Genomic DNA, 22687 nt, shown 5'->3' on the forward strand with positions numbered 1-22687 from the left:
GGCGGCGCGTCATTGGCCACTCCTTGCGTAATAGTCTTCGATTTTCTGCTGGATAAGGATGCTGGTCTCGAGCTCGTCGGGGAGCCGCGCAGCTTCGGTGAACTCGGCATAGACCTCGCTGAAATCCATCTGGCTGAGGTCGAGCCGGGCGAACTCGTCGAGAGTGAACCCCTCGCACTGCTCTTCCTTGGGCTTGTCCCACGGCTTGGGCAGCTGGCGGCGGCCCTGTTCCTGCAGGATCCGCGAGAGCTTGCTCTCGAAGCAGCAGTAGACCTTCTTCTTGGTCAGGCAGACGCCGAGGAACTTGTCCGAACAATAGGTCCCCACATAAGCGCACAGCCCCTGCGCATCGCGTTCATGGAGCAGCACTTCCTCCCGGCTGCAGCCGAGCGCGACGAGCAGGCTTATGCCGGGGATGAGCGGGAAGCCCTTGCCCTTGCAGCAGTTGAGCACGCCGAAGACCTTGGAGGAGCAGGTGTTACGCGTGCCGCGGAACAACGTCAGCGTCTCGGGATCGAACTGGCCGCGGGCCTCGTCCATCGCGTGCAGCGCGGTGACGGCATCCTTGAACTCGTCGTTCGCAGTGCGCTCGATCGTCTCGCAGCTGCCGTCGATGCAATAGACATCGCCGTCGCAGACATATTGCGTGCCCCCGCTATTGCCTGCCGGAAGCGGGCACTCGTAAACGCGCTCACTGGTCGAGCACGGTGTATCGTCGGTGAGGCAATCCTCGCGCAGGAAGCGGCAGCTCCCGTTCGCTTCGAGTTCGCTGCAGTCGCTCCCGGCTGTCCGACGCGCGCAGCTGTAGCTGCGCTGCCAGGCCCAGCAGCTTTGCGTGACCTCGACACCGTCAATGATACGGGTCTGCGGAGTGCTGTCGGTGCAGGTCTCGGCATCAAGCGTGCATTCGCCATTGTCGAGGAAGGACGAGCACTGGCTCTCGTTGCGCGTCGTGGTGACGACATTCTCGCTGGTCACGGTATATGGGGTGACACCCGGCACCGGCTCGCTGCAGCTGACCAGATCGACGCGCAGCGTTCCGTAGCAGCCCCAGTAATAGCCCGAATAATAGTCGTAGCCGCACGGGATATCCCAGGACTGGACCACGCGGCACTGCGGTCCCTGGTAGTGATCGCAGGCATAGGGGCTCGACGGATCGACCCCGGTTCCGGCGATGCAATAGTAGCCGTAGACATCACGGGCCTCGACCTGGATATCGAGCGTGACCTGGCAGGTGCCTGTCTCGCGCGTTGCGGTAAAGCCGGTGTTGCAGGTGGCTGTATAGGTGCCTGCACTTGCCGATCCCGGCGGCAGCGGCACGCAGGCCCCCTGGCTACCGGTGACCGACATGCCGCTGGTGTAGTCGAGCGGGGTCTCGTTGATGGTCCGGCTCCGCGCGAGCAAGTCCGCGATTTCGTCCGGGTCGAACTGCGCGCGCGAATCCATGCTGTCGCGGATCGTCCGCATCGGCGTGCTAGTCGTGGCGGCGCTGCGGGCGCGGGCCTCGATCTGGTCGGGATCGCGCGCAAGATCCTGCAGGTCGCGCGTCGCTTGCGGATCGAAATTGGGAACGCGCGCCGCGTCGGGATTGGTCGTTGCTGCATCGCGCGCCTCGCCCAGCAGCTCGGTGGCAAAGTCCTTGCCGTCGGCCCTTGCTGCATCGCGGGTCTGTGCGTGAATGGAAGCCGCGCCTGTGAGGGCGAAGATCGCGGCAAGGAGATGGGCGAGGGTTCTGCCGGTCATGGCCGTTCCTCCCTGGAGAGCTGGCGCAGATGGAGGCGGGCAAGCTCGGCGCCCGGACCCTTGCCCGAGGCAAAAGTCTCGAGGACTTCGCCCACGCTGATGTTGCCGGCGATACGGTCGTGTGGCGGCACCTCGCTGGTGCAATCGAACCCGTCGCAGGGACTGAACTCGGTGCTCAGCATGACGAAGCTTGGCGCGGCCTCGATGTTGAAGGCGCGAAACAGCCGCGGATCGATGCCGAGCGAACCGGCCGCGTCGCGGTTGCTCCAGATAGCGGCGAGCCGCTTCTTGAACGCCTCGCTGTTTCCTTGCGGGAAACCGCGCAGCACGGTGACGCCTCCCGCCCTGGTCATGTCATGGACCAGTGCTTTCAGCGCCTCGGGCGGCATCGACAGGCTGGCAAAGGCAATGAAGCGCGGGGTTCCCCCGAGCGATGCCTTCTCGGCGGCGGCTTGCCCCGCGATCATCGCGTCGAAGTCGAGGACGGCGTCGGTCTCGATTGCCTTGATGCTGTCCGCATAGGCTGCGCGATTGGCCTGCGCCTCTCCTTGGATAGCCTGTGCGTCTTCGGTCAGCGCCTCGGCGCGTTGGCGGACATGGTTGCTGAGCGCCTGCGCATCGTCGGCGTGTTCGGCCGCACGCTCGCGGATCGCTTCGAGGTCGATGCCTTCGGGCGCGCTCTGGGCGAGAGCGAGGCCACCGAGGGTGACGGCAAGGCCGACGGGCAAAAGGAGGAGGTGCTTGTTCATAGCGCGCAGCAGTTCCGCTTGCGCCAGACGAGGTATCCCATGTCTTCGCCGATGGCGGGGATGACCTGTCCGGCAGATTGAAAAGTGGTGGAGGCGCCGATGGGCGGGCAGGCGTAACGGCCCGAGGTCGCCGGATTGGGGTTGGTGGCCTGGAAGCGGTATTGCTGCTTGCGCATCACCGGCATCAAATATTTGCCGCACAGGCCCTTGGACCCCATCGTCCCCCACGAGACGAGTTCGCGGTGGAGCTTGTAGGCAAAGCGCGAGAGCACGAGCCGCGAGGCTTGCACATGGCCGATCGAGGCCGAGACATTGCCGTTCATCGGATACATCGAACCCTGGCAGCCCGCGCACCAGAACATCTCGTCGATCGGCAGCTTCGCAGTCGAGGCTACGCAGTCGGCCGCACAGGCAGCGAGCGCCAGCGGGTTGGCGAAGAGCACGGCCTCGGGGTTGATGATCGCGGTGAGCTCGGAATCCTGCCACAGCGGATCGATCTCGGAGATGTAGAGGATGTCGATCGAGCCCGATTCCAGGCACAGGAAATCGGCGACGATCTCCATCCAGTAGATCAGCGGATAGGCATACCAGTGGACGTGCCAGCTCGAATAATACTGGCTTGCACCGCCCACCGCCGACGGACCCGAGATCGAGCGGAAGCCGATATCGAAGCCAGGATCGAGTTTCATGCCGCCGAGGTTCACGAAGCACCACGGCTTCATGCTGACATCGGCAAGGCGCACCGGTTCCCAGAAGCCCATCGCGATCCCGGGCCTCAGACCGCACAGGCACACCGGTAGGTCGGGGTTGTCGGGATCGGGCCGGCTCGACGGCCAGATGTCCAGCCCGCCGATCGAGATCGGGAACAGGCACGACCAGCAGATGTCGGTGATCGGGTTGACGAAGCTGCCGGTGCAGCGACCGGGACCGGCATCAGCCATGGCAGGCGTTGCGGTGGCAAGACCAAGAATGGCGGCCAGAACGAGCGCCAGCTTTCTTAAGTGCGTCATTGGGATGTCCTCCTTCTCGGCCGCAGCGCGATTTCGCTGATTTCGAGCAGGCGGCCCTGCTGGCGCACGCGTGCAGGCACCGACCTGATCCCGAACCTCTCCGTGAGCTTGCCGCCCTGGTCGAAATAGAAGCGGCGCTGGCGAGCCTTCATCAGCTCGAGCGGCGCGCCCTTCACCAGGATCAGCTTGGCATTGGCGTCCTGCTTAAGCGCCCAGGCGAGCTGGTCGGGATCGTCGCCGTCGAGGAACAGGAGATCGGCGCGAAGGCCGACGCTGTCGAGCGGATTGACCCTCGTGCCCGCCGCATGGATCAGCTCGCCTTTTGCCCCGCGGATATCGGCAGCGAGCGTAATCGTCGGATCGAATTGCCAGCGCCGGGCTTCGCTGGCCCGGACGATCCCCGCGACGGGGGCGGGGCGGTTGACCCGCGCAATCGTACGGCGCTTCAGGTCTTCGTTGAGCCGTGCGGTCTCGCCCGAACGTTCCATCTGCGTCAGGCGCGAATGGATCTGTTCGAGGAGGTCGCGCTCGATCACGGGAAACACCGTGCCGCGCTGGCCATAGTCGCGCGCCAGCACCTCGGCAGGGCAGAGCAGGACTGCAAGCAGGGCCGCAGGGAGGATGAGCTTGCTCACAGGATCGCCCTCCCGCTGCCAAGAATCTGGCCGCGGCAGACGAAGCCGATCTCGGCGTAGCGGCTGTCGAGGCCGCGGGGATGGCGGGTCCCGGTATAGAAGCAGCCGTCGGGGATCGGTCCTTCGGGGCCTTTGTGAAGCGCAATGCCGAGACGGGTCTCATCGAGCCGCGCGGCGATCTTGCGACCGTTGATGAAGACCTCGTGACCGCGGTGGCTCACGACATCGCCCGGCACGCCCAGCACCCGCTTGCCGAAGAGCTGCGCGCCTTTTCCGAAATGCACTTCGACGAGCCTGCTTGCCCGCGGCTCGAAGAAGATCAGGCTGCCGCGCTCAATCCGCGCATGCTTGTCGAGCCAGAAGGCCCAGTTGGGAAGGCTCGGGCTGGCGTTGATGAGGAAGGCATGGTCTTTCGCGAAGGCATCGACCGCGCCCCATCCGATTGGCAGCAGCACCAGTCCGGTCAGGACGAGCGGGCGTTTGATCGTGCGAACAAGGCGAGAGGCAAAGTGCGTCACTGACCGCCTCCCTGCCCAAGCTGGCGGGCGATCCGCATGCGCAGTTCATCGGTAGCATCGGGGGCATCGCCTGCGAGCACCGCTTCGCCGACCAGCACCACACGGCCATCGGTTCCCATTTCCGCGACGGCACGCTCGGACGCCTGGAGGAAGGCGAGCACGCGCGCCTGGCTGGCTTCGGGATCCTGCTGCCCGCGCGCTTCGGCATCGACGAAAGCCGCGATGGTCTCGGCAAGCCGGACCGTGACGATCTGCTGGCGCGGCTCGGACAGCTCGCGGCTGACCCAGACGGCCCAGAGCAGTGCGGCCACGAGCGCGAGCACGCCGAGAATTCTGAGCAAGAGCGGGCGATTGAAGGATGGTAGTCTGCGCGCGTCAGTCACGGTTCGCCTCCTGCGCCGGATAGTTTTCGAGATCGGCCGCGAGGCGCTTCAGGAAGCGCGGCATGCGAAACAGCGTCACCGCGCCAGCGAGGGCGAGGAAGCAGCCCTTGAGGTCCTGGCTGAACAGGCTGCGGCGCAGCCCGTCGGCTTCGAGGTAGCGGTCCGACAGATTGGCGAGCTGGGTGAAGAGGCCGCCAAGGTCCCAGCCCGCAACGAACAGGAACAGCGCAAGCGGCAATCCCAGCACGATCAGCAGCGAGGTCGCGGCAAAGCGCGCGGTTTCGATGAGGACGAAGCAGCTCCCTTGCAGGAGCGGCAGCAGGCTGCGGAGGTTGGCCGGAGGGGTCCGGTCTGCAAGATGCGAGACCATCATTGTCCGCCTCCCGCCACGATGCGGATGGCATCGGCGAGGCTGTGCCCGCGCCGCTCGCAGTCCTGGATCGCGGCATAGGTGTCGGGATCGGAGGAGTAGATCGTCGCCGAGAAGGGATCGAGCACGAGCCGGCCGACCGCCTCAGTCTCGGGACCCTTGATGAAGACCTCGCTGTACTCGGTCCCCGAACGCTTGAGGCTGCGGATCAGCGTCTCGGTGCGGTCGTCCATGTCGAGCCGCGCGTTCGCCCTGAAATCGGCGATCGTCTCGGCCTTCTGCTGGAGCACCAGCATCCAGTCGCTGTTCTCGAGCGCGGCGCGCGCGCCATCGGACTTGTAATAATCATTGAGGGACTGGGTCGCGGTGGCGAGCGCGCCGCCATATTTGCGCGCCGTGCGGGCATAGGTCTCGACGAACTCGCCCATCGAACCACCCTTGAGCATGGCCCAGGCCTCGTCGATCAGCAGCAGCTTCTTGGTTGCTCGCGACGAGCGCGTCATCGCCTGGCTGGTCATGAACATGATCGCCGAGAGGACGACGCTGCGCAGTTCCTCGCGGCTTGCAAGGTCGCTCATCTCGAAGACGGTGAAATCATCGTCGAGCGCGAAGCTCGCCTTGCCTGCAAAGAACCCGCCGTAGCTACCACCGCGGCAGAAGGGCGCGATCGCGGTGGCGAGATCGCGGCCCGCCTCGCTCTCCGAGCCATGGAGCGCATGGGCGACATCGTCGACCGATGCGCCGCTTCCGAGTGCCTCCCAGGTTGCGGTTACGGCCCGGTCGATAAGCCCGCGCTCGGTGTCGCTCGGCGCGGTGCCGGGACGCGCCATCTGGCCGACAATCGCTTTGATCATGGCAAAGCAGTCGAGGCGGTAGTCCTCGTCTTCGTGCGCACGGGCATCATCGACTATCGAGAAGGGGTTCAGCGAGAAGCCCGAGGCGAGCGTGAACTCGACGAAGCGTCCGCCCTGCAGTTTGACCGAATGCTCGAAGCTGCGCCCGTCGTCGATCACCACGACCTTGGCGCCCGCACCGCGCAGGGCGGCGCAGAGCTCCTGCAGCAGCACCGACTTACCCGAACCCGACTTGCCGCAGATCGCGATATTGTGATTGCCGGCAGTGTTTTCGAACGGCGACCACCAGAAGGGCTGGCCGCGGCGGCCAACGAGCAGGAGGTGCGGGATCACGCCGCCGAGATATTCCCCCTGCATTGGCGCGATATGTGCCGCTGTCGTCGAGAGCATGGTCTTGAGGCGCTTCAACCGCGCCATGTCGTCGGCGAGGCCATCGGCGAGGCTCAGGGGAAATGCGGCGACGAGGCCCTGCAGCTGGAGGAAGCGCTCGTCTGCCAAATCCCAGCCCGCTGCCTTGTAGATCGCCTTGATGATGCGTTCGTGCGTGTCGCCCTGGCCGAGCGGCGAGATGCTGGTGAGCCCGTAGAACAGCTTGACGAGCTTCTTGCCGGCCTGGAGTTCGGCCTGGACATGGCGCCATTCGGCCGACTGTTCGGCGAGCTTCGGGAGAAAGCGCGCGCTCTTGGTCTGGCTGAGGCTGGTCGTGCGCATGAACTTGAAGCCAGCGCGCGCCGAGGCGGCTTCCTGGTCGGGGTAGACGAGGCACAGCATGGTCGCCGTTGGACAGGGGAAGCGCAGCTTGTCGGTAAACATGTCGCCGATGAGCCGCGCGCATTCCCAGGGCGCCCAGCGCTCAGGGGTAGAACGCACGGCATAATGCCGTACGTCGAAATGGTCGGGATAGCATTCGCCGACTTCGGGATTGCCCTCCTCGTCTCGGCCGGTCTCGCGAAAGCGCTCGGTCCTGAGGATCAGGCGATCGTCGCCGACCTCAAGCTCGATGTCGCGGCGGATGGCCTGGACATCGAGCGTATCGTGCGGGTTCCACGCATGGATGTCGGTCTCGTGCGCGGTGGTAGGCGAGGTGAGTTCGTCGATCAGCGCCAGCAGTCCGCCCGGACGCAGCTCTTGCGCGTGCAGTCCGAGCGAATGGAGCATGCCCATCAGCCCTTCGCGGCATTCGGAGAGTTCTGCGTCGGTTACGCTGCCGGGCACGGGCACGCCAAGCGAGACGATCAGCCGGACGTTGCGCGCGTGGAAGGGCGCATGCGCTGAGCCCGAATTCCAGACGAGATCGTAAAGGCGCCTGGTGCGCGCCCTGGCGATCGCCTCGTAGATACCGCCCTGCTCGTAGCGCGGAGCGAACCAGGGGCCGACCACGCTGCCGATCCGCGGCGATGCGAAGTTCAGGACCTGGAGGCAGGCGCCCTGCGGCAGACCTTCGGAGAAGAACTGGCCAAGGATCTCGCCAGTCCGTTCGTCGGCCCCGATCAGCGGGGTGACTTCGAGCACGAAGCCCTTCGAGCGGGCGTTGCGGTAGAGCTTCGCCCCCTCGTCATAAACCCGGTAGGGCAGCCAGTCCGAAAGCATGTCGAGCCCGAAATGCGCCTGGGGTTTCTCAGGCCTAGCCGTGTCGGCAAACAGGCCCCGCGAGAGTGCGTCGCGCGCGGCAGCAAGGGATAGCGTCACCGGCTCTCTCCTTCGGTCATGTCAGGGTGGGGGACCGGCTCGCGGGGAGGGGAAAACGAGCCTGGTCCCCCGGGTTCCGGCGCGTCAGCGCCGGGCATCGCCGGAACGGGCTGCGAGGGGATGAACAGCTGTTCCGGCAATGTGTCTGTTGGTTGGAAATCGGGTGCGGGGTTGCCATCGCGCGTCGCGGCAATGGTCGATGCCAGCGAGCGCAGGACTTCGCGGCGGCCCTGCGGCGCGCGCCAGCCTGTCCCTGCCTGTTCGGGCAGCGTCAGGTGAACGACGCGCGCCTCATGGTCGCGGCCCGCCGCGTCGCGGTATCCCGTTAGCACGACCTGCAGGCGGCGAACCGCTTCGCCGGTCGGGGTCATCGTCCGATACGCCTCAGACGTGTCAGCCTTTTCAATGCCGGTCGCTCCGGCATCGATCGCGGAGGTGGGCACGCAGGTCCCTTCGGGAGCGCGGCAGGCAAAACTGCCTTTCACATTGCCGCCAAGGCTGGCGCAGCCACTGGCCAAAAGGAGCGGGGCAGCGAGCACCACGGCGCGAAGGATCGGAAGCCGGCTCATTGCGCCTCTCCCTTGCCCTCGGCCACGAAGCGGCGGATCGCCGCGGCATCGCGGTAGCCATGAAGCACCGCCCCATCGCGGGCGCGCACGATAACCGGAGTTCCGGCAAACCCGTTGGCCTTCGCGAAGGCTTCGTTGGCATCGAGTGCCTTGGCGTCCTTGCAGGTCTTGCCGGTCGCCGGAGCCTGGCCGGCGTAAGCTGCATGGAGTGCCTTTGCTGGATCCTTGGCGCACAGCACCGCCTCGGAAATCTTGCGGCTTGCCGCGCCAAAGATCGAGATCGGTCGCTCTTCGATCATAACCTTGGCCTTGGCGAGTTCGGCGGTCAGGCGCTGGCAGTATCCGCACTTGAAGTCCGAGAAGACGACGAGGCGTTCGCCCTTGTGGTTGCCCCAGTGGATTGCGCCCGCAGCCGGAAGCGACGAGAGGTCGACATGGCTGGCAGCCGCCTGGACCGGCGCTTCGTCGCGTCCCGCGGGCGCGTCGCTGGCTACGCGCGCCGCACCAGCCGCGAGCAGGTCGGGATTGAGTTCGAGCAGGCGGGCGGCAGTGACGTCGCGCCGCTCTTCCATGTCGTAGAGTCGGCCCACGAACAGGTAGCGGGCGGTCTCGTCGATGTAGAACAGCGTGTCGCCTGAGACGACTTCGCACCAGGGGCCGAGCGTGTCGCAGCTGATCGCATCGATCGGGGTCTTGGGCAGCCGCAGTTTCAGTGCCTGCGCGACATCGCTCGCCATGCCGGCAGCGCTCGCAGGCATCGCGGTGACGGCAGAGACGCCGAGCGTCAGCACGGCGGCGGCGCTCGAAAGGGCAAGGGCAAGGTGGGCGGCGCGGGCCTTCAGGCCCGGCCGTTGGTCATTGTAGTTCATTTGGAGGGACTCCTGACGTGGACGCCGTCGAGAAAGACGATCTCGACCTCGATGCCGGTCGGCATCTCGACGACGGGTTGGTATTGTTCGGCGCGTTCGATGAGGTATCGGCTGACGGTGTCGGCGGCTTCGCCGGCACCCTGCCCTAAGCCACCGGCGAGGATGTCGGTCGGCGACAGCGCCTCGCGCTGACCGTTGGCGCCGACCTGACCGGTGAAGATGCCGTTGGCGTTGGCGGAAAATCCGCGCCCGAACCCGCCGACGATCCCGGCCAGCAGTGCCTGGCTGACAAGGCTGCCCTCGCGGCTGACAACGCGGCCGCGCACACCCGACTTTCCGGCAAAGGAGATGAACCCCTTGACCTCGCTGACCGCGAAGCGGCCACCGGGCTGCGCGCAGGTCATGCGCACCAGCTTGACGTAGACCTTCTCGGCCGAAAGATCGCCGCGCGCAGCGCCATTGACGAGGCAGCCGGTGATGTCGGTGGTGAGCAGCTTGTTGCCGCGCATCACCGAGCGGGCCGGCCCGGTGATCCGGAGCACCACGGGAAGCGGATCGCTCTGGCTGGCAACGCCGGTCGAGGCATCGACACCCACGATGACCGTTGCCGGTGCATAGCTGTTGGGCGGAAGGTAATCGCGGCTCGCTTCGAGCAGCAGTGCGGGCGCAGTCTCTGCCGCACGCGGCTTGCCGTCCTTGCCCGTCTCCGTGCTGAAACTCATCAGGCTGAGCTGTCCGCCCTGCGTTTCCGGCGCTCCTTGCGGTGGCTGGACAACTCCGCCGGTGCCGACGCCGGGGCCATAGGCAGGTGGCGGCGGCAAAGGCGGTGCGGCTGTAGGTGCCTTCGCGGCTTCGCTCAGTTGTGAACGCAGATTGGCATTCTCGGCCGAGATCGCGTCGATCGCTGCCTGGCCGTCGGAGCGCATCTGCGCGTTCTCGCTGCGCAGGGCTTCGAGCTCCTGCTCGATCTCGGGGCGCGGCAGCTGGGCCTGCTGCAGATCCTTGATCGCGCGGCCCTGTGCATCGAGCCGGTTACCGTAGCTCGCGACGAACTCGCGCTGCGAGAGGTTGCGATTGACGAGGCCGCCGGTGTCGATCGTCGCCGCACCATTGGCATCGGTGCTGCCCTCGTCGCCATCGCCGCCGAAAATGAACATCCCGCCGCCGATGAGCGCGATTGCCCCGATCCCGGCGAGCAGCATCTTCTGGCGCTGCGCGATCTGCGAATTGAGGTTGCGCCGTCCGCTTTCGCGCGCTTCCGGCGAGCCCGGCCGCGGCCTCCTTTCGGCCTCCTTCTGTGTTGCCTCGGCCATCAGTCGAGCCCTCCCTTGGCAAAGACAAGGAAGGCACTGGTCGCTTCACCGGGCGCGAGTGCATCACGGCCATAGGCAAAGGCGAGCGCGCCTGCGGGACCTTCGCGCTCGGAGCCAAGCGTAAGGCTCTCCTTGCCGAGGTTGCGTACGAGAAAGCGCTGTCCGGTAAGTTCATCGCCCTGGTATTCGGCGACCAGCTGGACCTCGATCCCGCCGGTACGGCGCGGAGCAGACAGTTCGGCGCGGGCAGTGAACCCGGGCAGGACGGCATCGCTCGCCATCGCCTCGATCAGGCGGATCGCCGCGTCCGCGGGCCCGGTCTCGGTCTCCCATTCGGTAGCCTCGGCTTTAGCGAGCGCGGGATTGGTGATGAAGAGCTGGGTCGCTTCCTCGCCGCCGAGGCGGCAGGCGAACTTGTAGACGTAGCCCGCCTTGCTGGTCGCAAAGAAGCTGACCCGGGCAGCGGCAAATTGCGGGGGCACGGAGATATAAATGTCTCCGCGCACCGGCTCGTGCGTCACCTGGAAGTCGTTGTAGGGAAAGCCGCTCGCGATCTTCGAGACATTGGCAAAGCCGTCATCGATGAGCGCAATCCGGGTGAGTTCGCCGCGGGCGAGTTCGCAGTCGATGGTCGCGTTGTCGGCCGCTTCGACGAACTGGTCGGCATGCGCCGGGACCGGCGCGAGTGCGAAGGCGATTACGGCGAGGCCGGTCAGCTTGAGCCCGGGATCGGGGCGCCTTGTCGCGCCGATCGCGAAACAGGCAAGGCCGGTTCCGGCAAGCGCAGCAGCGAGGGGAGATGGGAGAAGGCTCATTGGCCGGGTTCCTCCTTGTCGGTGGGAAGTTGCTCGAAGCCGGCGAGCGCGAGGCTGAGGCCACGCTTCGACCAGCGGAAACGGAAGGAGCGGCGCTGGCTCGCGATCACCTGCGCGCCGACAAAGGTCTTGAGCGTGCCGGTGGCGGTCGAGGTCAGAGCCTTGGGATCAACGTGCATTTCCGCGATCACGAAGGCCTGGCTGATGTCCGAGCCGCGCTGTTCCTCGACGATTCTGACGAGCTCGGCCTTGAGGCGGCCGTGCGCGGCGGGATCGGCGAGCTTCAGGATGTTCGCCATCCAGTAGTCGAGGCTTTCGGGCGCCCGGTTGAGGAGCATCAGCGCCGTGTCGCGGGTGACGAGCTCGAGATAAGGCGCGTCGATCCCGCCGCTCGAGACGGTGATCCGCTCGGCGGTGATCGGCACCAGCACCACCTGTTCGTCGCGGGTGACCGCGGCGCCGAGGCTGACCAGCGTGGTCAGGCTCAGGACACCTGCCAGCACGGCAAAGCGATTGCGTTGCCGCAGGTAAGTCTGCGCCTGTTCGTGCGCGAATTCTGCTCGCATGGGTCGCCTCCCTCAGCCCGCCAACAGGCGGCAGTGGGAGGGCGGCGTGGCTTTCAGACCGAGAAAGCTCCCGGGCAGGTACCAGTACGCAGCATGCACCAGTGCCGAACCGGCGCCGCGTGCCTTTGCCTTCCGCAAGGCAAGCCAGGCCCCCGCGGCCAGGCCGATACCGATGAAGATATGCTGCGCAAGAATGCCCCAGGCGAAGGGAATGAGAATCCCTGCAAACTCGTCGATGGTCCAGAAGCCGATGAGCTCCGGGTCGTCGAGCCGCCGTGGAACAAGGTACCTGTCGGCCATGCCGCCCTCCTGTCGTGACCGGATCCGCTGATCAGATGACCGCGGTCACGACCGAGGTGACGATCGGCACGCCGGTGCCGACACCGATCCCGACGCCGACCGGCACCGCGACCTGGCCGAGCGAAAAGCGCCCTGAGGCGAGACCGATCAGACCGCCCGCGAGGCTGAGCACGGTGATGATCTTGCCGCCCGAGCCTTCGAGAAAGTCGGTGAACTTGGTCAGCGCGGGATCGAAGGTGGTGTCCGCGCCGGCAAAGGCGGCACCGGCGCAGGCCAGCGCCACGCAGGCGGGAAGAATGTAGTCGCGGCCACGAACGCGGTTGAGCGTGCGCTGCTGGACCGGAAGGGCAGTCTTGGTGGTCATGGATGGAAACTCCGAGGGATTGAACATCAGCCAGCGATACGTTCGCTGTATGTTCCTTCCTCTCCCCGGAGCCGGGCTGTAGGAAATCGGGAACTGGATTTTGGGGCTGCCAACCAAGCAAAAAGCGACATCGGGAGGTGCGCTGGCCGGGATTCGCGCAGGCTGATCGCGGAGCAGCGCCGACTGTACCGGCTTCTGAGCGATGCGAGCCGCGATCTGCGCTGGTGCGGACGGAATTCGCGCGAATCGTCGAAGGAAGCTGATTCGTTCCTTCCTCTATGTTCTCTTAATGTTCTTTTCGTTTTCCTACAGGCTTCCTTCGCGGTTAGCCGGTGAGTCCATCACTTCTAGAGATAAGGATTCGTCGATGACCAACATGGCGCTCTTTGCCGAACAACAGGTTCGCGCCGACCTCGCCCGGCTGCTTTTGGCCGCTGTCGAAGGCAGCGGTCGTGCCCGCTGCGACATCGCGCGCGATACGCAGATCCATAAGGACGCTTTGCGCCGCATCCTTGCCGGCGAGCGCTCGGCCAGCCTCGGAGAAGCCTTGCGCATTCTCGCCGCGTGCGGCGTCGCTCCTAATGCGCACCTGCTGCTGTTCCTCGTCAGCGGCGGCGATCACGCGATTGCGTGGTTGCAATCGGACCTCGCGCAGTTCTTCGAGGACTTTTCCGGAGAGCTGCCTTCCGCGCTTGAGCGTGTCTTGGGCAACCAGGTGCATCACGTGAAGCCGCGTTGGGCCAAGGGCACCGCGCACCGGGTTGCGCGCCTGCTCTCCGACCACATCGATGAGCTTGAACGAAAGGATGCGCTGCTTGGCGATGTCTTCGCCGGTGCTGAGGGAGGCCATCGTGGGTGAAGAGATCGACAAAGGCGCGACGGAGTCTCGCCGGGTGACGCGGCTCATTCGCTTGCCCGAGGTTCAGCACCGTGTCGGGCTCGGCCGTTCGACGATCTATCGCTGGATGGCTGAGGGCAAGTTTCCGAAGCCGGTGCAGCTGGGTGGATACTCGGTGGCGTGGGCGGAAGATGAGGTAGAGGCCTGGATCACCACCCGCCTAAAGTAGACATTTAAACCGATACGTCGGGCAATACTCTACCCTTAGGCCTAACCGGCTGCGAAGCTTCTCCGAGTTCGGTTCGCAATCGCAACCAGAGACAACATTAACCGGCACCTCGACGAGCACGCCGACGACTGTCGCTAGCGCCGCGCCACTACCCAGCCCGAACAGGCCAATTGCCACCGCCACGGCGAGTTCAAAGAAATTCGACGTGCCGATCAGCGCGTGCCCACCACGGCGATCACCGTCCATCCTTCAATCGGTTGGGGCCTGGCAAACCGATTGATGGCCTCCACCAGCAGGTAGAACCCGACAATCAGTAGCGTGGTCAGGTTGATGAGCGCTGCGACAACCTCGCCCTGCGCGTAGCCGAAGGTCATCAGCTTGTCTGCGGGGCGCCGTCCTATCCGGCGCGCGAACCACGCGAGACCGCATCGCTGAAATTGTGCAGCGCTTCGGCTATGAGCGCGAGCGAACCCGACACGATCCCGCCAACGATCTGCGCCAGAGTAAGCAGAACGTCGATCGCCACAGCGAAGATCAGCTGCCGATCGCTGAGGTTTTCCTCGCCGTGGCTATGCCCGGCGTGGCCCCCACCATGATCGTGATTCGCGCTCATCGCTGGAACTGGTCGCCCTTCTGATGCTCGCTGCCTTCCTCGTCATGAATATCCATGTGAGCGTCGCGCAGGATCTGAACACTGCCGTAAAGCGCAATACACGCGACCGCGATGCCCACGACCAAATCGGGCCAGTTGGCACCCGTCAGCATGACGACGATGCCGGCGACGATGATCCCGCCATTGGCAATGAAGTCGTTGAAGCTGAACGTCGTTGCAGCGCGCATGCTGACGTCCTTCTCTTTGGTCTTCTGAAGCAACCGCAGGCAGATCAGGTTTACGACGGCCGCCACTGCAGCCATCGCCAGCATCATGACGCCCCCCGGATCCGACCCTTCGAGGAACCGGCGCACGGCATCTGCAATGACGCCCACGCCGAATATAAACAGCATGATACCGGAGAAGCGTGCGGCCCCGCGTTTCCAGACGCGCGAGCGGGTCAACGCCAGCAGGCTCAGTGCGTAAACGATTGCATCCGAAGAATTGTCGAGCCCGTTCGCCAACAGCGCGTTAGAATCCGCGAAGTAGCCGACGACGAAGAACCCGATCGCGATCGCGACGTTCAGCCAGAGCACGATCCACAGCGTCCGGCGCTTCCCCGCCGAACCGAGATCGATATCATGGTCACCACTCATGCCGTGTCCTCCCCGGATCGGGCCCAGTTCTCGGCAACCTGGTGCTGGGAGGCCTCGAAGAACTTCATTTCGGCGCGGATGAGAGGATCGGAGAGCCTGGTGCCCCATTCCTCCCATTTCGCATCGCCGACGATGGCGATCCTGCCAAAGCTGTCCTTATGATGCGCGTCGAACTTGAGGTCGCGCCAGAGTCCGCCGAGATCCCAGCCCGCGAAATCGGACGCGAGTTCGATTACCATCGGCAGCTTGCCGGGCTTTCGCCCGACAAGCTGTTCGAACCGAGGCACGAAGTCATCGTAGTCCGAGCTTTCGAGTTTGCCACTGGCACGTATCCGCAGCAGCCCGTTCTCTTCGTCTATCTTCAACATCGTTTTCTCCTTTCCCGGACCGTCATGCGATGTCCGTCAGCTCGCGCTGCTCGTCACTGGTCACATTCCGACGCAGGCGATCCCACCACTTCTCGCGCCAGCTGCGCTCATCGTCCGATCGATTGAGCACGAGCCGCGCGATCGCGGGCAGAACGAAGAGCGTAAGCGCGGTCGCGGTAATCAATCCGCCGATCACCACCGTAGCCAATGGACGCTGCACTTCGGCGCCGGTTCCGGTCGCGATGGCCATCGGCACGAAGCCGAGCGAGGCCACCAGCGCGGTCATCAGCACCGGCCGCAGCCTGGCCAACGCCCCACCACATATCGCATCCTCGAGAAGGAGGCCTTTCTCCAGGCGCTGGCGTATCGCTGTCATCATCACGAGGCCGTTCAGCACCGCGACACCCGAAAGAGCTATGAAGCCCACCGCGGCGGAAACCGAGAAAGGCATCCCCCTCAGTGCGAGGGCGAACACACCGCCTGCCAGCGCCATCGGGATCGCGCTGAACACCGCGAGTGCTGGAACCCAGCCGCCGAGCGCCATGAACAGAAGCAGCAACACCAGCGCAAAGCATACCGGAACGACGAGGGCGAGCCTTGCCTGCGCAGCCTGGAGGTTCTGGTATTGCCCGCCCCATTCGATGAAGGAGGCAGCCGGTAGTTCGACGTTATCGGAGACGCCTGCGCGCGCCTCCTCGACAAACGAGCCGAGATCACGCTCGCGCACGTTCGCCGACACGATCACCAGTCGGCGCCCCTGCTCACGCCGCACCTCGGCGAGACCATCGACCACCTGGAAATTCGCCAGCGTGCGAAGGGGAACGGTGACCCCGTTTTCGAGGACTATGGGAAGAGCGCCGAGCTGATCGAAATCGTCCCGGGTCGCATCCTCGAGCCGCACGACGACATCGAACCGGCGGTCACCCTCGAACACCAGCCCGGCGGGGCGGCCGCCCAGCGCGATGGCCACGGACTGCGCGACCTCCTCCACGGTCAGACCATAGCGGGCAATCGTCGGGCGATCGAAGGCGATATCGAGCGTGGGAAAGCCCGTAACCTGCTGGACTTTGACGTCCGCAACACCCTCGACGCCGCGCAGCACCTCGGCCACTTCTCCGGCTGACCGGGTCAGCGCGGTCAGGTCGTCGCCATAAAGCTTCACCGCAACGTCGCCGCGAACACCCGCGATCAGCTCGTTGAAACGCAGCTCGATGGGTTGGCTGAACTCGTAGAGGTTACCGACCAGGCCGCTCAGCGATTCCTCCATTTGTGCGACGAGTTCGTCCTTCGACAGGTCGGGATCGGGCCATTCCTCGCGCGGCTTCAGGATGACGTAGGCGTCGGACGCGTTCGGCGGCATCGGATCACTCGCGACCTCGGCCGTGCCGGTGCGCGAGAAAACAAGCTCGACTTGCGGGAAGGTCTCGAGCCTGTCCTCCACCTGTCTCTGCATGGCGAGCGAGCGCTCGAGCGAGGTTGACGGTATCCGCAGCGACTGCACCGCGATGTCCCGCTCCTCGAGCTGCGGTGTGAACTCGCTGCCGAGAAAGGAGAACACAAATGCCGCCACTGCGAAGAGCCCGGCGCCTGCCCCGATCACCGGCCATGGACGTGCGATGGCGCGGCGCAGGGTCGGGCCATATCGTTCCTTCGCGATCCGAACAGGCTTGACCTCCTTCTCGGTCAGCTTGCGGTTGAGGAGCACCGCGATCATCGCGGGGACGAAGGTCAGCGACAGCACGAAGGCGGAGGCGAGCGCCAGCATGACCGTGATGGCCATGGGCGAGAATGTCTTGCCCTCGACACCGGTGAAAGTGAGCAGCGGCGCGTAGACCAACAGGATGATCGCCTGACCGTAGACGGTCGGCTTGATCATCTCCTGTGCAGCCAGCCGTGTCTCGGTCAGCCGCTCGCCGAGGCTGAGCAGTCTGCCTTCGCGGTGCTGCCTGGCGGCGAGCCGTGCAACGCTGTTCTCGACGATGATGACCGCGCCATCGACGATCAGTCCGAAGTCCAGTGCCCCGAGGCTCATCAGGTTGCCTGAGACTCCGAGCCTGTTCATTCCTACGGCGGCCATCAGCATGGATATGGGGATGACCAGTGCGGCGATGATCGCTGCCCGGATATTGCCGAGCATGAGGAACAGGACTGCGATAACAAGCAGCGCGCCCTCGACGAGATTCTTTTCAACCGTCGCGATAGTCGCATCGACGAGCGACGAGCGGTTGTAGACGATCTCGGCGACCACTCCGGCAGGGAGCGAGGCGCGGACCTCGTCTAGCCGCTCGGCCGAGGCGGCAGCCACGGTGCGACTGTTCTCGCCGCTGCGCATGAGGACCGTGCCCACGACCGCCTCCTCGCCATTGAGCGAGGCAGCACCGGTTCGCAGATCGCCGCCGATGCGAACCGAGGCGACATCTCCGATCCGGATCGGAACGCCCTCGCGGGTTGCGACCACCGCCTGTTCGATGTCCTGTGTGCCCCCAAGCCGCGCATCGACGCGGACGAGCAGAGCCTCTCCGGCGCGATCGACGAAGTTGGCGCCCTCGGCGAGATTCGCCGCTTCCAGAGCATCGATCAGGGAGTCGAACGACAGGCCATAGCCTGTGAGACGGGCAGGATCGGGCTGGACCAGGAACTGCTTCTCATAGCCACCGATCGAATCCACCCCTGCAACGCCATCGATGGAGCGCATGAGCGGAGCAACGACCCAGTCTTGCACCGTGCGAAGATAGGCTGCCTTGGCGACCTCGGTGTCGAGGCGCTCGCCGCGTTCGGTGATGAAGCTCCCGTCCGACTGCCAGCCGGTTCGACCACCCTTCGGCGCATCGCGACCTCCCGGATACTCGTATTCGATCGTATACATGAGCACTTCGCCCAGGCCCGTCGAGATCGGTCCCATCGTGGGCTCCGCTCCTTCCGGCAGCGAGGCACCGATCGGGGCGAGCCGTTCGTTCACCTGCTGGCGCGCGAAGTAGATGTCAGTGCCTTCTTCGAAGATCGCGGTGACCTGGCTGAAGCCGTTGCGCGAAATCGAGCGGGTCATCTCCAGCCCTTCGATTCCTGCAAGCCCGGTCTCGATGGGGAAAGTCACTTGCGTCTCTACCTGCGAGGGGGAGAGCGCGGGCGCGCTGGTGTTGATCTGCACCTGCGTGTTGGTGATGTCCGGCACCGCATCGATCGGCAGGCGCAAAAGGTTCATGGCGCCGTAGATCGCGGCAAAGACGGTGAGGACGATGACTACCCAGCGGAACCGCACGGCGATGTCGAGGATGGCCCCGATCAAGCCGTGGCGATGGCTGGCCGAACCGGTGTGGCTTCCCACGTCGGGTGTGGGCTCTGTTTCAGTGACCATGTTCGGCGCCCTCCTTCCCGAGTTCGGCCTTGAGCAGGAAGGCGTTGGCGACAGCGATCCGCCATCCCTCCTGGAGGCCGGAGAGAATCGTCACCATGCCTGCAGACCGAGTTCCGACTTGGACCTCGCGGGCCTGGAACCCGGTCTTCGTCCGGACGAAAACAACATCGCGCCCCTCGACCACTTGTATAGCGTCCTCCGGCACCGCGATGCGGTCGCGGTCGATCTCACCCGAAGGTCTGATCCGCGCCTGGAGAAACGCGCCCGGCTGAAGGCCAGGAACACCGCGCGACAACGACAGGACCGCAGTGGCACTGCGGCTTTCCGGATCGAGAGAAGGCGTGACCGAACGCACCCGGGCTCCGATTTCACGGCCATCGCCCACGACCAGCACGGCCTCGTCCCCCGGCTGGATGCGAGAAGCTTCGGCTGAAGGCAGCGCCACTTCGATCTGAAGCCCGTTCGGATCGACGACGCGGTAAAGTTCCTCGCCGGCATCCACGAAGGACCCGAGCACGATCGGTGCGGCGGTGATCCTGCCAGCTAGCGGAGAGGTGACGGCCAGCGACCTTCCGTCACCGCTGACGCCGGCAGCCGCGACCGCGGCCTCCGCCCGCTGGAGTTCCGAGCGTGCCACGCTGAGATTGGCCTGCGCGGCTTCCAGGTCCTGGCGAGCCGTGACGTTTGCTTCGAACAACCGCCGTTCGCGTTCGTAGGCGGCCGACAGCTCGCTCACCCGCGCGCGCGCCGCACTGAGCTGAGAGGCGAGAGCTGCAGCGTCCGCGCTTTCGATCCGGGCGACGGTTTCTCCGCGCGACACGTAGTCGCCGAGCGTCTTGCCAACGGAGCGGACGACCCCCGAGGCGCGGGCGTCGATCCGCGCGGAAGCGGTGGGGCTTGCAGCGACCGTTGCCGGGAAGACGAGCTCGACAGCGGCACCAGACCGAACGGCGGCCAGCTGTATCCCGGCCTCGCTGATCTGCTCGTCGCTCAGCGTGACCACCCCCTCGGGTGTCTCCGCCTCCGCTTCCTCCTGCGCATGGTCGTCCACCTCAGCGGTCGGCCAGAATATCAGCGCCATAGCGCCAATCGCGATCACGATACCGACGATGATCGCCAGCTTTCTGCGTGTCATGGATGTATCCTTCATTGTGCGGCCAGCCCGATCAGTTCGGCTGCGGCCAGGCCCCTCTGTTCGCGGGCGGCGATGAGCGCCTCGCGGATCGTGTCGCGTGCCTCGGCGGCAGCGAGAACTTCGATCAGGGGGAAACGTCCGTTGCGATATCCGATGCGCACGAGGCGCAGCGCCTCCTCCGCCTGTGGGAGCGATGTCTGCGACAGGGTCTCGACGCGGGCTTCGGCACCAAGATACCTCGCCCGGGCGGTGGCAACCGCCTGCTCGTAGTCCGCGAGGGCTACAGCTTCGCGAGCGTTCGCTGCACGCAACCGAGCCTCGGCAGCCGCAACGTTACCCTGGTTGCGATCCCGGAAGGGAAGCGGGATCGAAACGCCGACGAGGAAGGCATTATCACCGCTTTCCCCGAAGCGCCGCACGCCCGCGGAGACTGTGGGATCGGGAATTCGCAGACTTCGCTGCCGCTCGATCTCCGCCGCTGCAACCGTGCTCTCGGCACGCGCGACCCTGTAGGTCAGGCTTTCCGTCGCCCCGGCCATTAGGGAAGCGGGCGGGAGGATATCCGGAAATTCCGCCGGAACGAGCGGCGCTTCACCGCCCGCCCATAGAGCGGTGAGCGCTGTTCGAGCCGACAGGCTCTCCGCCTCAGCTTCGACCAGACGCGCGCGCGCTTCGGCGAGGGCTGCATGCGCTCTCAGCGCACGCAGAGGCGGCTCGCGGCCGACCTCCACGAGGACACCGGCGATGCGCGCCAGTTCTTCGTTGCGCGCGACCACATCCTGCGCAAGTTCGACCCGGGCGGCTGCGGCTGCAGCCGTGAGGTATCGCTCGCGCACCAACTGGCCCAGTTCCACCGTGGTCAGATCGGCCCTGAGGGAAGCGAGTTCGGCCTGGGCTTCAGCCGCACCGACACGGGCGGAACGTTTGCCGCCGAGTTCGAGACGCTGGCCTACCGAGAGCGTATACTCGGTCGACTGAAGGCCGGAAAAAGCCCCGCTGCCAGCGACGTTCTCGACCTCGAAGGACACCTCGGGATTGGGCCGGAGGCGAGCCTGATCGACAAGCGCCGCTGCCGCCTCGGATTCCGCGCGGGGACCCACGAGGCGAGGGTTGGTGGCGGGGGCATCGGTCTCAATGGCGACCCCGCTGAGCTCGAGGGCGTCGTCGAGCGTGACGACACGCTGGGCCTGCGCGCTGGCAGATCCCGTGAACAGGGCGAGTACCAGTCCCCAGACGGGGGCCGCTCGCCACGATATGGCGGACATGAATGGCTATTCCTCTGCTGACGTTCAGTTGGGCGTCGGATCACTGGTCTGACGCGCGGCGAACTTCAGGCTCGAGGAGGAGGTGTGGCCAGTTCCGCCAGGACAGAGGCGGACCAGGGTTGATCGGTCGAACGAAGCACCGTTACGACCTTGCCCAGCACAGCGGGTTTCGACGACTGGCCGACGGCCTGCGACGCGTGATGGCAATGGCCATGCGCACAGGTGCCGTGCTTCTCCGGGCGAGTGTCGTCATTGCCCGGCTCGTCATGCTGTTCGAGCTGAGATGCGACCGGGGGCTCTCCCGCGCATTCGACCGCTTCCGCCACCGGTGCCCATAGGACACCGAGCGCGGTGCACAGCGTGACGAGCTGCAGCAAGAGGGAGCGGGCAAAGAGCCGGGTCATCGGGTGTCCGCTAGCAGCGCGAGCTTCACCACGGAAGAACAATCATGGGTGACGAGATGTGATGCCATGACAATACGATCGTTCTACCAAGCGTTTTTCTTTGATGAGCAATCATCTCGAGTTGGCGATAGACCTAGCACGCGTCTGATCTCCGGCTCTATTTCCATCTCGGCGAAAGCACTGACATTGGAACGGCCGCTGTTTCCGACCGGTAGCTTTCCTATAGCGTTACCCAGGGGAGCGAGCGCAAGCCTGAACATCTGACCGCGGACCTCCCGCCAATCTCTTACTCTCCAGGCAAGACGCAGCATGCGCCAATGCGCGACGCAGTGCGGTCCGAAACGGTCTTGAGCGACCACGTGGGCGCGCTCGAGATGGTGCCAGGCCTCCTCGAAACTTTGCTCCTCCGCGGCCTTCGCTACACTTAGGTATTCTTCTGTGAGGAACGCATCTTTTCTAAAAACGGCATCGCTATCCATGAGCCAGCTCCCGGCGTGCCTGCCCGAACACCTCGATGCTGCCCCAGAACGCCAGTCCGGCCATGATCGAGGCGACCAGCAGGTCGGGCCATGCCTGGCCCGTTCCGAAGACGCCGAGAGCGGCTCCGAGAACCGCGATATTCCCGATCGCGTCGTTGCGCGAGCAAATCCAGACCGACCGCATGTTCGCATCGCCCTCGCGGAAGCGGAAAAGCATGAGTGCGACGATTACGTTGGTCGCCAGCGCCAGAGTGCCGACTATACCCATCGTTGCGGGCTCCGGATCGGCACCCGCTATGAGGCCATAGATGGCGTAACCAATCACCCAAATACCGAAGGCGAGCATGGTTGCTCCCTTTATCAGAGCAGCTTTCGCCCGCCATGCGAGCGCCATCCCGGCAACGCCCAGGCTGATCGCATAGTTCGCTGCATCGCCGAAGAAATCGAGCGCGTCGGCCTGAAGCGAACGGGAATCGGCGGCGATACCCGTTACCATTTCGACTATGAACATGGCTGCGTTCGCGACGAGCGCGATCCAAAGGGCGCGGCGCCAGCGCGGATCATTGTGCGCAGCGGTATCGGGTTCCGGTGTCTGGCAGCAGGACTTCGCCATGCCGCT

The 22687-nt window shown here is 65.1% G+C and carries 25 protein-coding genes and 2 pseudogenes; 2 read left to right on the forward strand and 25 right to left on the reverse strand.

Translation table 11 applies throughout. The annotated features are described in order from the left end of the window. Positions 1-9 precede the first annotated feature (9 nt). From LK12_RS03565 to LK12_RS03635, 15 genes are read right to left on the reverse strand one after another with little or no spacing between them, the layout of a single operon-like run. Positions 10-1743 (reverse strand): conjugal transfer protein TraN, encoded by a 1734-nt coding sequence (locus tag LK12_RS03565; RefSeq protein WP_052223123.1) that lies wholly within the window; start codon positions 1741-1743, stop codon positions 10-12. Further along, positions 1740-2492, reverse strand: a complete 753-nt coding sequence (gene trbC, locus LK12_RS03570; RefSeq protein ID WP_039279361.1) for a type-F conjugative transfer system pilin assembly protein TrbC — start codon at positions 2490-2492, stop codon at positions 1740-1742. The genes LK12_RS03565 and trbC overlap by 4 nt, the downstream gene beginning before the upstream one ends. Next, complete coding sequence (gene traU / locus LK12_RS03575) at positions 2489-3502, reverse strand: conjugal transfer pilus assembly protein TraU (protein ID WP_039279362.1); 1014 nt, start codon at positions 3500-3502, stop codon at positions 2489-2491. Before traU ends, trbC begins: the two co-directional genes overlap by 4 nt. Beyond that, the gene (traW, locus tag LK12_RS03580) at positions 3499-4137 is read right to left on the reverse strand and encodes a type-F conjugative transfer system protein TraW (RefSeq protein WP_082010326.1); all 639 of its coding nucleotides are present in this window, start codon (positions 4135-4137) and stop codon (positions 3499-3501) included. Before traW ends, traU begins: the two co-directional genes overlap by 4 nt. Next, positions 4134-4655, reverse strand: a complete 522-nt coding sequence (locus LK12_RS03585) for a S26 family signal peptidase (protein WP_039279364.1) — start codon at positions 4653-4655, stop codon at positions 4134-4136. Before LK12_RS03585 ends, traW begins: the two co-directional genes overlap by 4 nt. After that, positions 4652-5038, reverse strand: coding sequence for a TrbI F-type domain-containing protein (locus LK12_RS03590; RefSeq protein WP_231568224.1), 387 nt, complete (start codon positions 5036-5038; stop codon positions 4652-4654). The genes LK12_RS03585 and LK12_RS03590 overlap by 4 nt, the downstream gene beginning before the upstream one ends. Next, entirely contained in the window at positions 5031-5411 is a 381-nt protein-coding gene (locus LK12_RS03595; protein WP_039279368.1) for a hypothetical protein, read from the reverse strand. The genes LK12_RS03590 and LK12_RS03595 overlap by 8 nt, the downstream gene beginning before the upstream one ends. After that, a complete protein-coding gene (traC, locus tag LK12_RS03600) occupies positions 5408-7951 on the reverse strand; it encodes a type IV secretion system protein TraC (protein ID WP_039279369.1) in 2544 nt (847 codons plus the stop codon). The genes LK12_RS03595 and traC overlap by 4 nt, the downstream gene beginning before the upstream one ends. After that, positions 7948-8520, reverse strand: coding sequence for a hypothetical protein (locus LK12_RS03605; RefSeq protein ID WP_052223124.1), 573 nt, complete (start codon positions 8518-8520; stop codon positions 7948-7950). The genes traC and LK12_RS03605 overlap by 4 nt, the downstream gene beginning before the upstream one ends. Beyond that, a complete protein-coding gene (locus LK12_RS03610; protein ID WP_039279372.1) occupies positions 8517-9389 on the reverse strand; it encodes a DsbC family protein in 873 nt (290 codons plus the stop codon). The genes LK12_RS03605 and LK12_RS03610 overlap by 4 nt, the downstream gene beginning before the upstream one ends. Beyond that, positions 9386-10702 carry a TraB/VirB10 family protein gene (locus LK12_RS03615; RefSeq protein ID WP_039279375.1) on the reverse strand — a complete coding sequence of 439 codons (1317 nt, stop codon included), beginning with the start codon at positions 10700-10702 and terminating at the stop codon, positions 9386-9388. The genes LK12_RS03610 and LK12_RS03615 overlap by 4 nt, the downstream gene beginning before the upstream one ends. Continuing rightward, positions 10702-11517 (reverse strand): type-F conjugative transfer system secretin TraK, encoded by an 816-nt coding sequence (locus LK12_RS03620; protein WP_039279377.1) that lies wholly within the window; start codon positions 11515-11517, stop codon positions 10702-10704. Before LK12_RS03620 ends, LK12_RS03615 begins: the two co-directional genes overlap by 1 nt. Then, positions 11514-12083: a type IV conjugative transfer system protein TraE gene (locus LK12_RS03625; RefSeq protein WP_039279380.1), complete on the reverse strand. Its 570-nt coding sequence runs from the start codon at positions 12081-12083 to the stop codon at positions 11514-11516. The genes LK12_RS03620 and LK12_RS03625 overlap by 4 nt, the downstream gene beginning before the upstream one ends. Before the next feature lie 12 nt (positions 12084-12095). Continuing rightward, a complete protein-coding gene (gene traL / locus LK12_RS03630) occupies positions 12096-12383 on the reverse strand; it encodes a type IV conjugative transfer system protein TraL (protein WP_011415885.1) in 288 nt (95 codons plus the stop codon). 31 nt (positions 12384-12414) lie between these two features. Further along, positions 12415-12747, reverse strand: a complete 333-nt coding sequence (locus tag LK12_RS03635; protein ID WP_039280257.1) for a hypothetical protein — start codon at positions 12745-12747, stop codon at positions 12415-12417. A gap of 202 nt (positions 12748-12949) precedes the next feature. Here LK12_RS03635 and LK12_RS03640 point away from each other — a divergent pair, with 202 nt between their 5' ends. Further along, the gene (locus LK12_RS03640) at positions 12950-13606 is read left to right on the forward strand and encodes a hypothetical protein (RefSeq protein WP_231568225.1); all 657 of its coding nucleotides are present in this window, start codon (positions 12950-12952) and stop codon (positions 13604-13606) included. After that, complete coding sequence (locus tag LK12_RS03645; protein WP_039280259.1) at positions 13599-13814, forward strand: helix-turn-helix transcriptional regulator; 216 nt, start codon at positions 13599-13601, stop codon at positions 13812-13814. The genes LK12_RS03640 and LK12_RS03645 overlap by 8 nt, the downstream gene beginning before the upstream one ends. A 41-nt stretch (positions 13815-13855) precedes the next feature. Here the strand turns inward: LK12_RS03645 and LK12_RS24535 are convergent. From LK12_RS24535 to LK12_RS03690, 10 genes and pseudogenes are all read right to left on the reverse strand, one after another. Next, positions 13856-14033: pseudogene (locus LK12_RS24535) on the reverse strand (arsenical-resistance protein); the annotation flags it as partial. Then, positions 14027-14427: pseudogene (locus LK12_RS03650) on the reverse strand (cation diffusion facilitator family transporter). The pseudogenes LK12_RS03650 and LK12_RS24535, both read right to left, overlap by 7 nt. Beyond that, positions 14424-15062, reverse strand: coding sequence for a cation diffusion facilitator family transporter (locus LK12_RS03655; RefSeq protein WP_039279387.1), 639 nt, complete (start codon positions 15060-15062; stop codon positions 14424-14426). The pseudogene LK12_RS03650 and the gene LK12_RS03655 overlap by 4 nt, the downstream one beginning before the upstream one ends. Beyond that, positions 15059-15430 carry a SpoIIAA family protein gene (locus LK12_RS03660; protein WP_039279390.1) on the reverse strand — a complete coding sequence of 124 codons (372 nt, stop codon included), beginning with the start codon at positions 15428-15430 and terminating at the stop codon, positions 15059-15061. The genes LK12_RS03655 and LK12_RS03660 overlap by 4 nt, the downstream gene beginning before the upstream one ends. A gap of 22 nt (positions 15431-15452) precedes the next feature. Then, positions 15453-18716 (reverse strand): efflux RND transporter permease subunit, encoded by a 3264-nt coding sequence (locus tag LK12_RS03665; RefSeq protein ID WP_156135405.1) that lies wholly within the window; start codon positions 18714-18716, stop codon positions 15453-15455. A gap of 58 nt (positions 18717-18774) precedes the next feature. Next, entirely contained in the window at positions 18775-19920 is a 1146-nt protein-coding gene (locus tag LK12_RS03670) for an efflux RND transporter periplasmic adaptor subunit (protein WP_039279391.1), read from the reverse strand. A gap of 11 nt (positions 19921-19931) precedes the next feature. Next, a complete protein-coding gene (locus LK12_RS03675; protein ID WP_039279393.1) occupies positions 19932-21185 on the reverse strand; it encodes a TolC family protein in 1254 nt (417 codons plus the stop codon). A 65-nt stretch (positions 21186-21250) separates the two neighbouring features. Continuing rightward, complete coding sequence (locus LK12_RS24540; RefSeq protein WP_156135370.1) at positions 21251-21589, reverse strand: hypothetical protein; 339 nt, start codon at positions 21587-21589, stop codon at positions 21251-21253. An 83-nt stretch (positions 21590-21672) separates the two neighbouring features. Then, on the reverse strand, positions 21673-22068 hold the full coding sequence (locus LK12_RS03685; RefSeq protein ID WP_039279398.1) for a DUF3703 domain-containing protein: 396 nt from the start codon (positions 22066-22068) through the stop codon (positions 21673-21675). After that, complete coding sequence (locus LK12_RS03690) at positions 22061-22681, reverse strand: cation transporter (protein ID WP_039279400.1); 621 nt, start codon at positions 22679-22681, stop codon at positions 22061-22063. The genes LK12_RS03685 and LK12_RS03690 overlap by 8 nt, the downstream gene beginning before the upstream one ends. Between the last annotated feature and the right edge of the window lie 6 nt (positions 22682-22687).

It is taken from the genome of Novosphingobium malaysiense (assembly GCF_000802225.1).
Taxonomy (GTDB): Bacteria; Pseudomonadota; Alphaproteobacteria; order Sphingomonadales; family Sphingomonadaceae; genus Novosphingobium; species Novosphingobium malaysiense.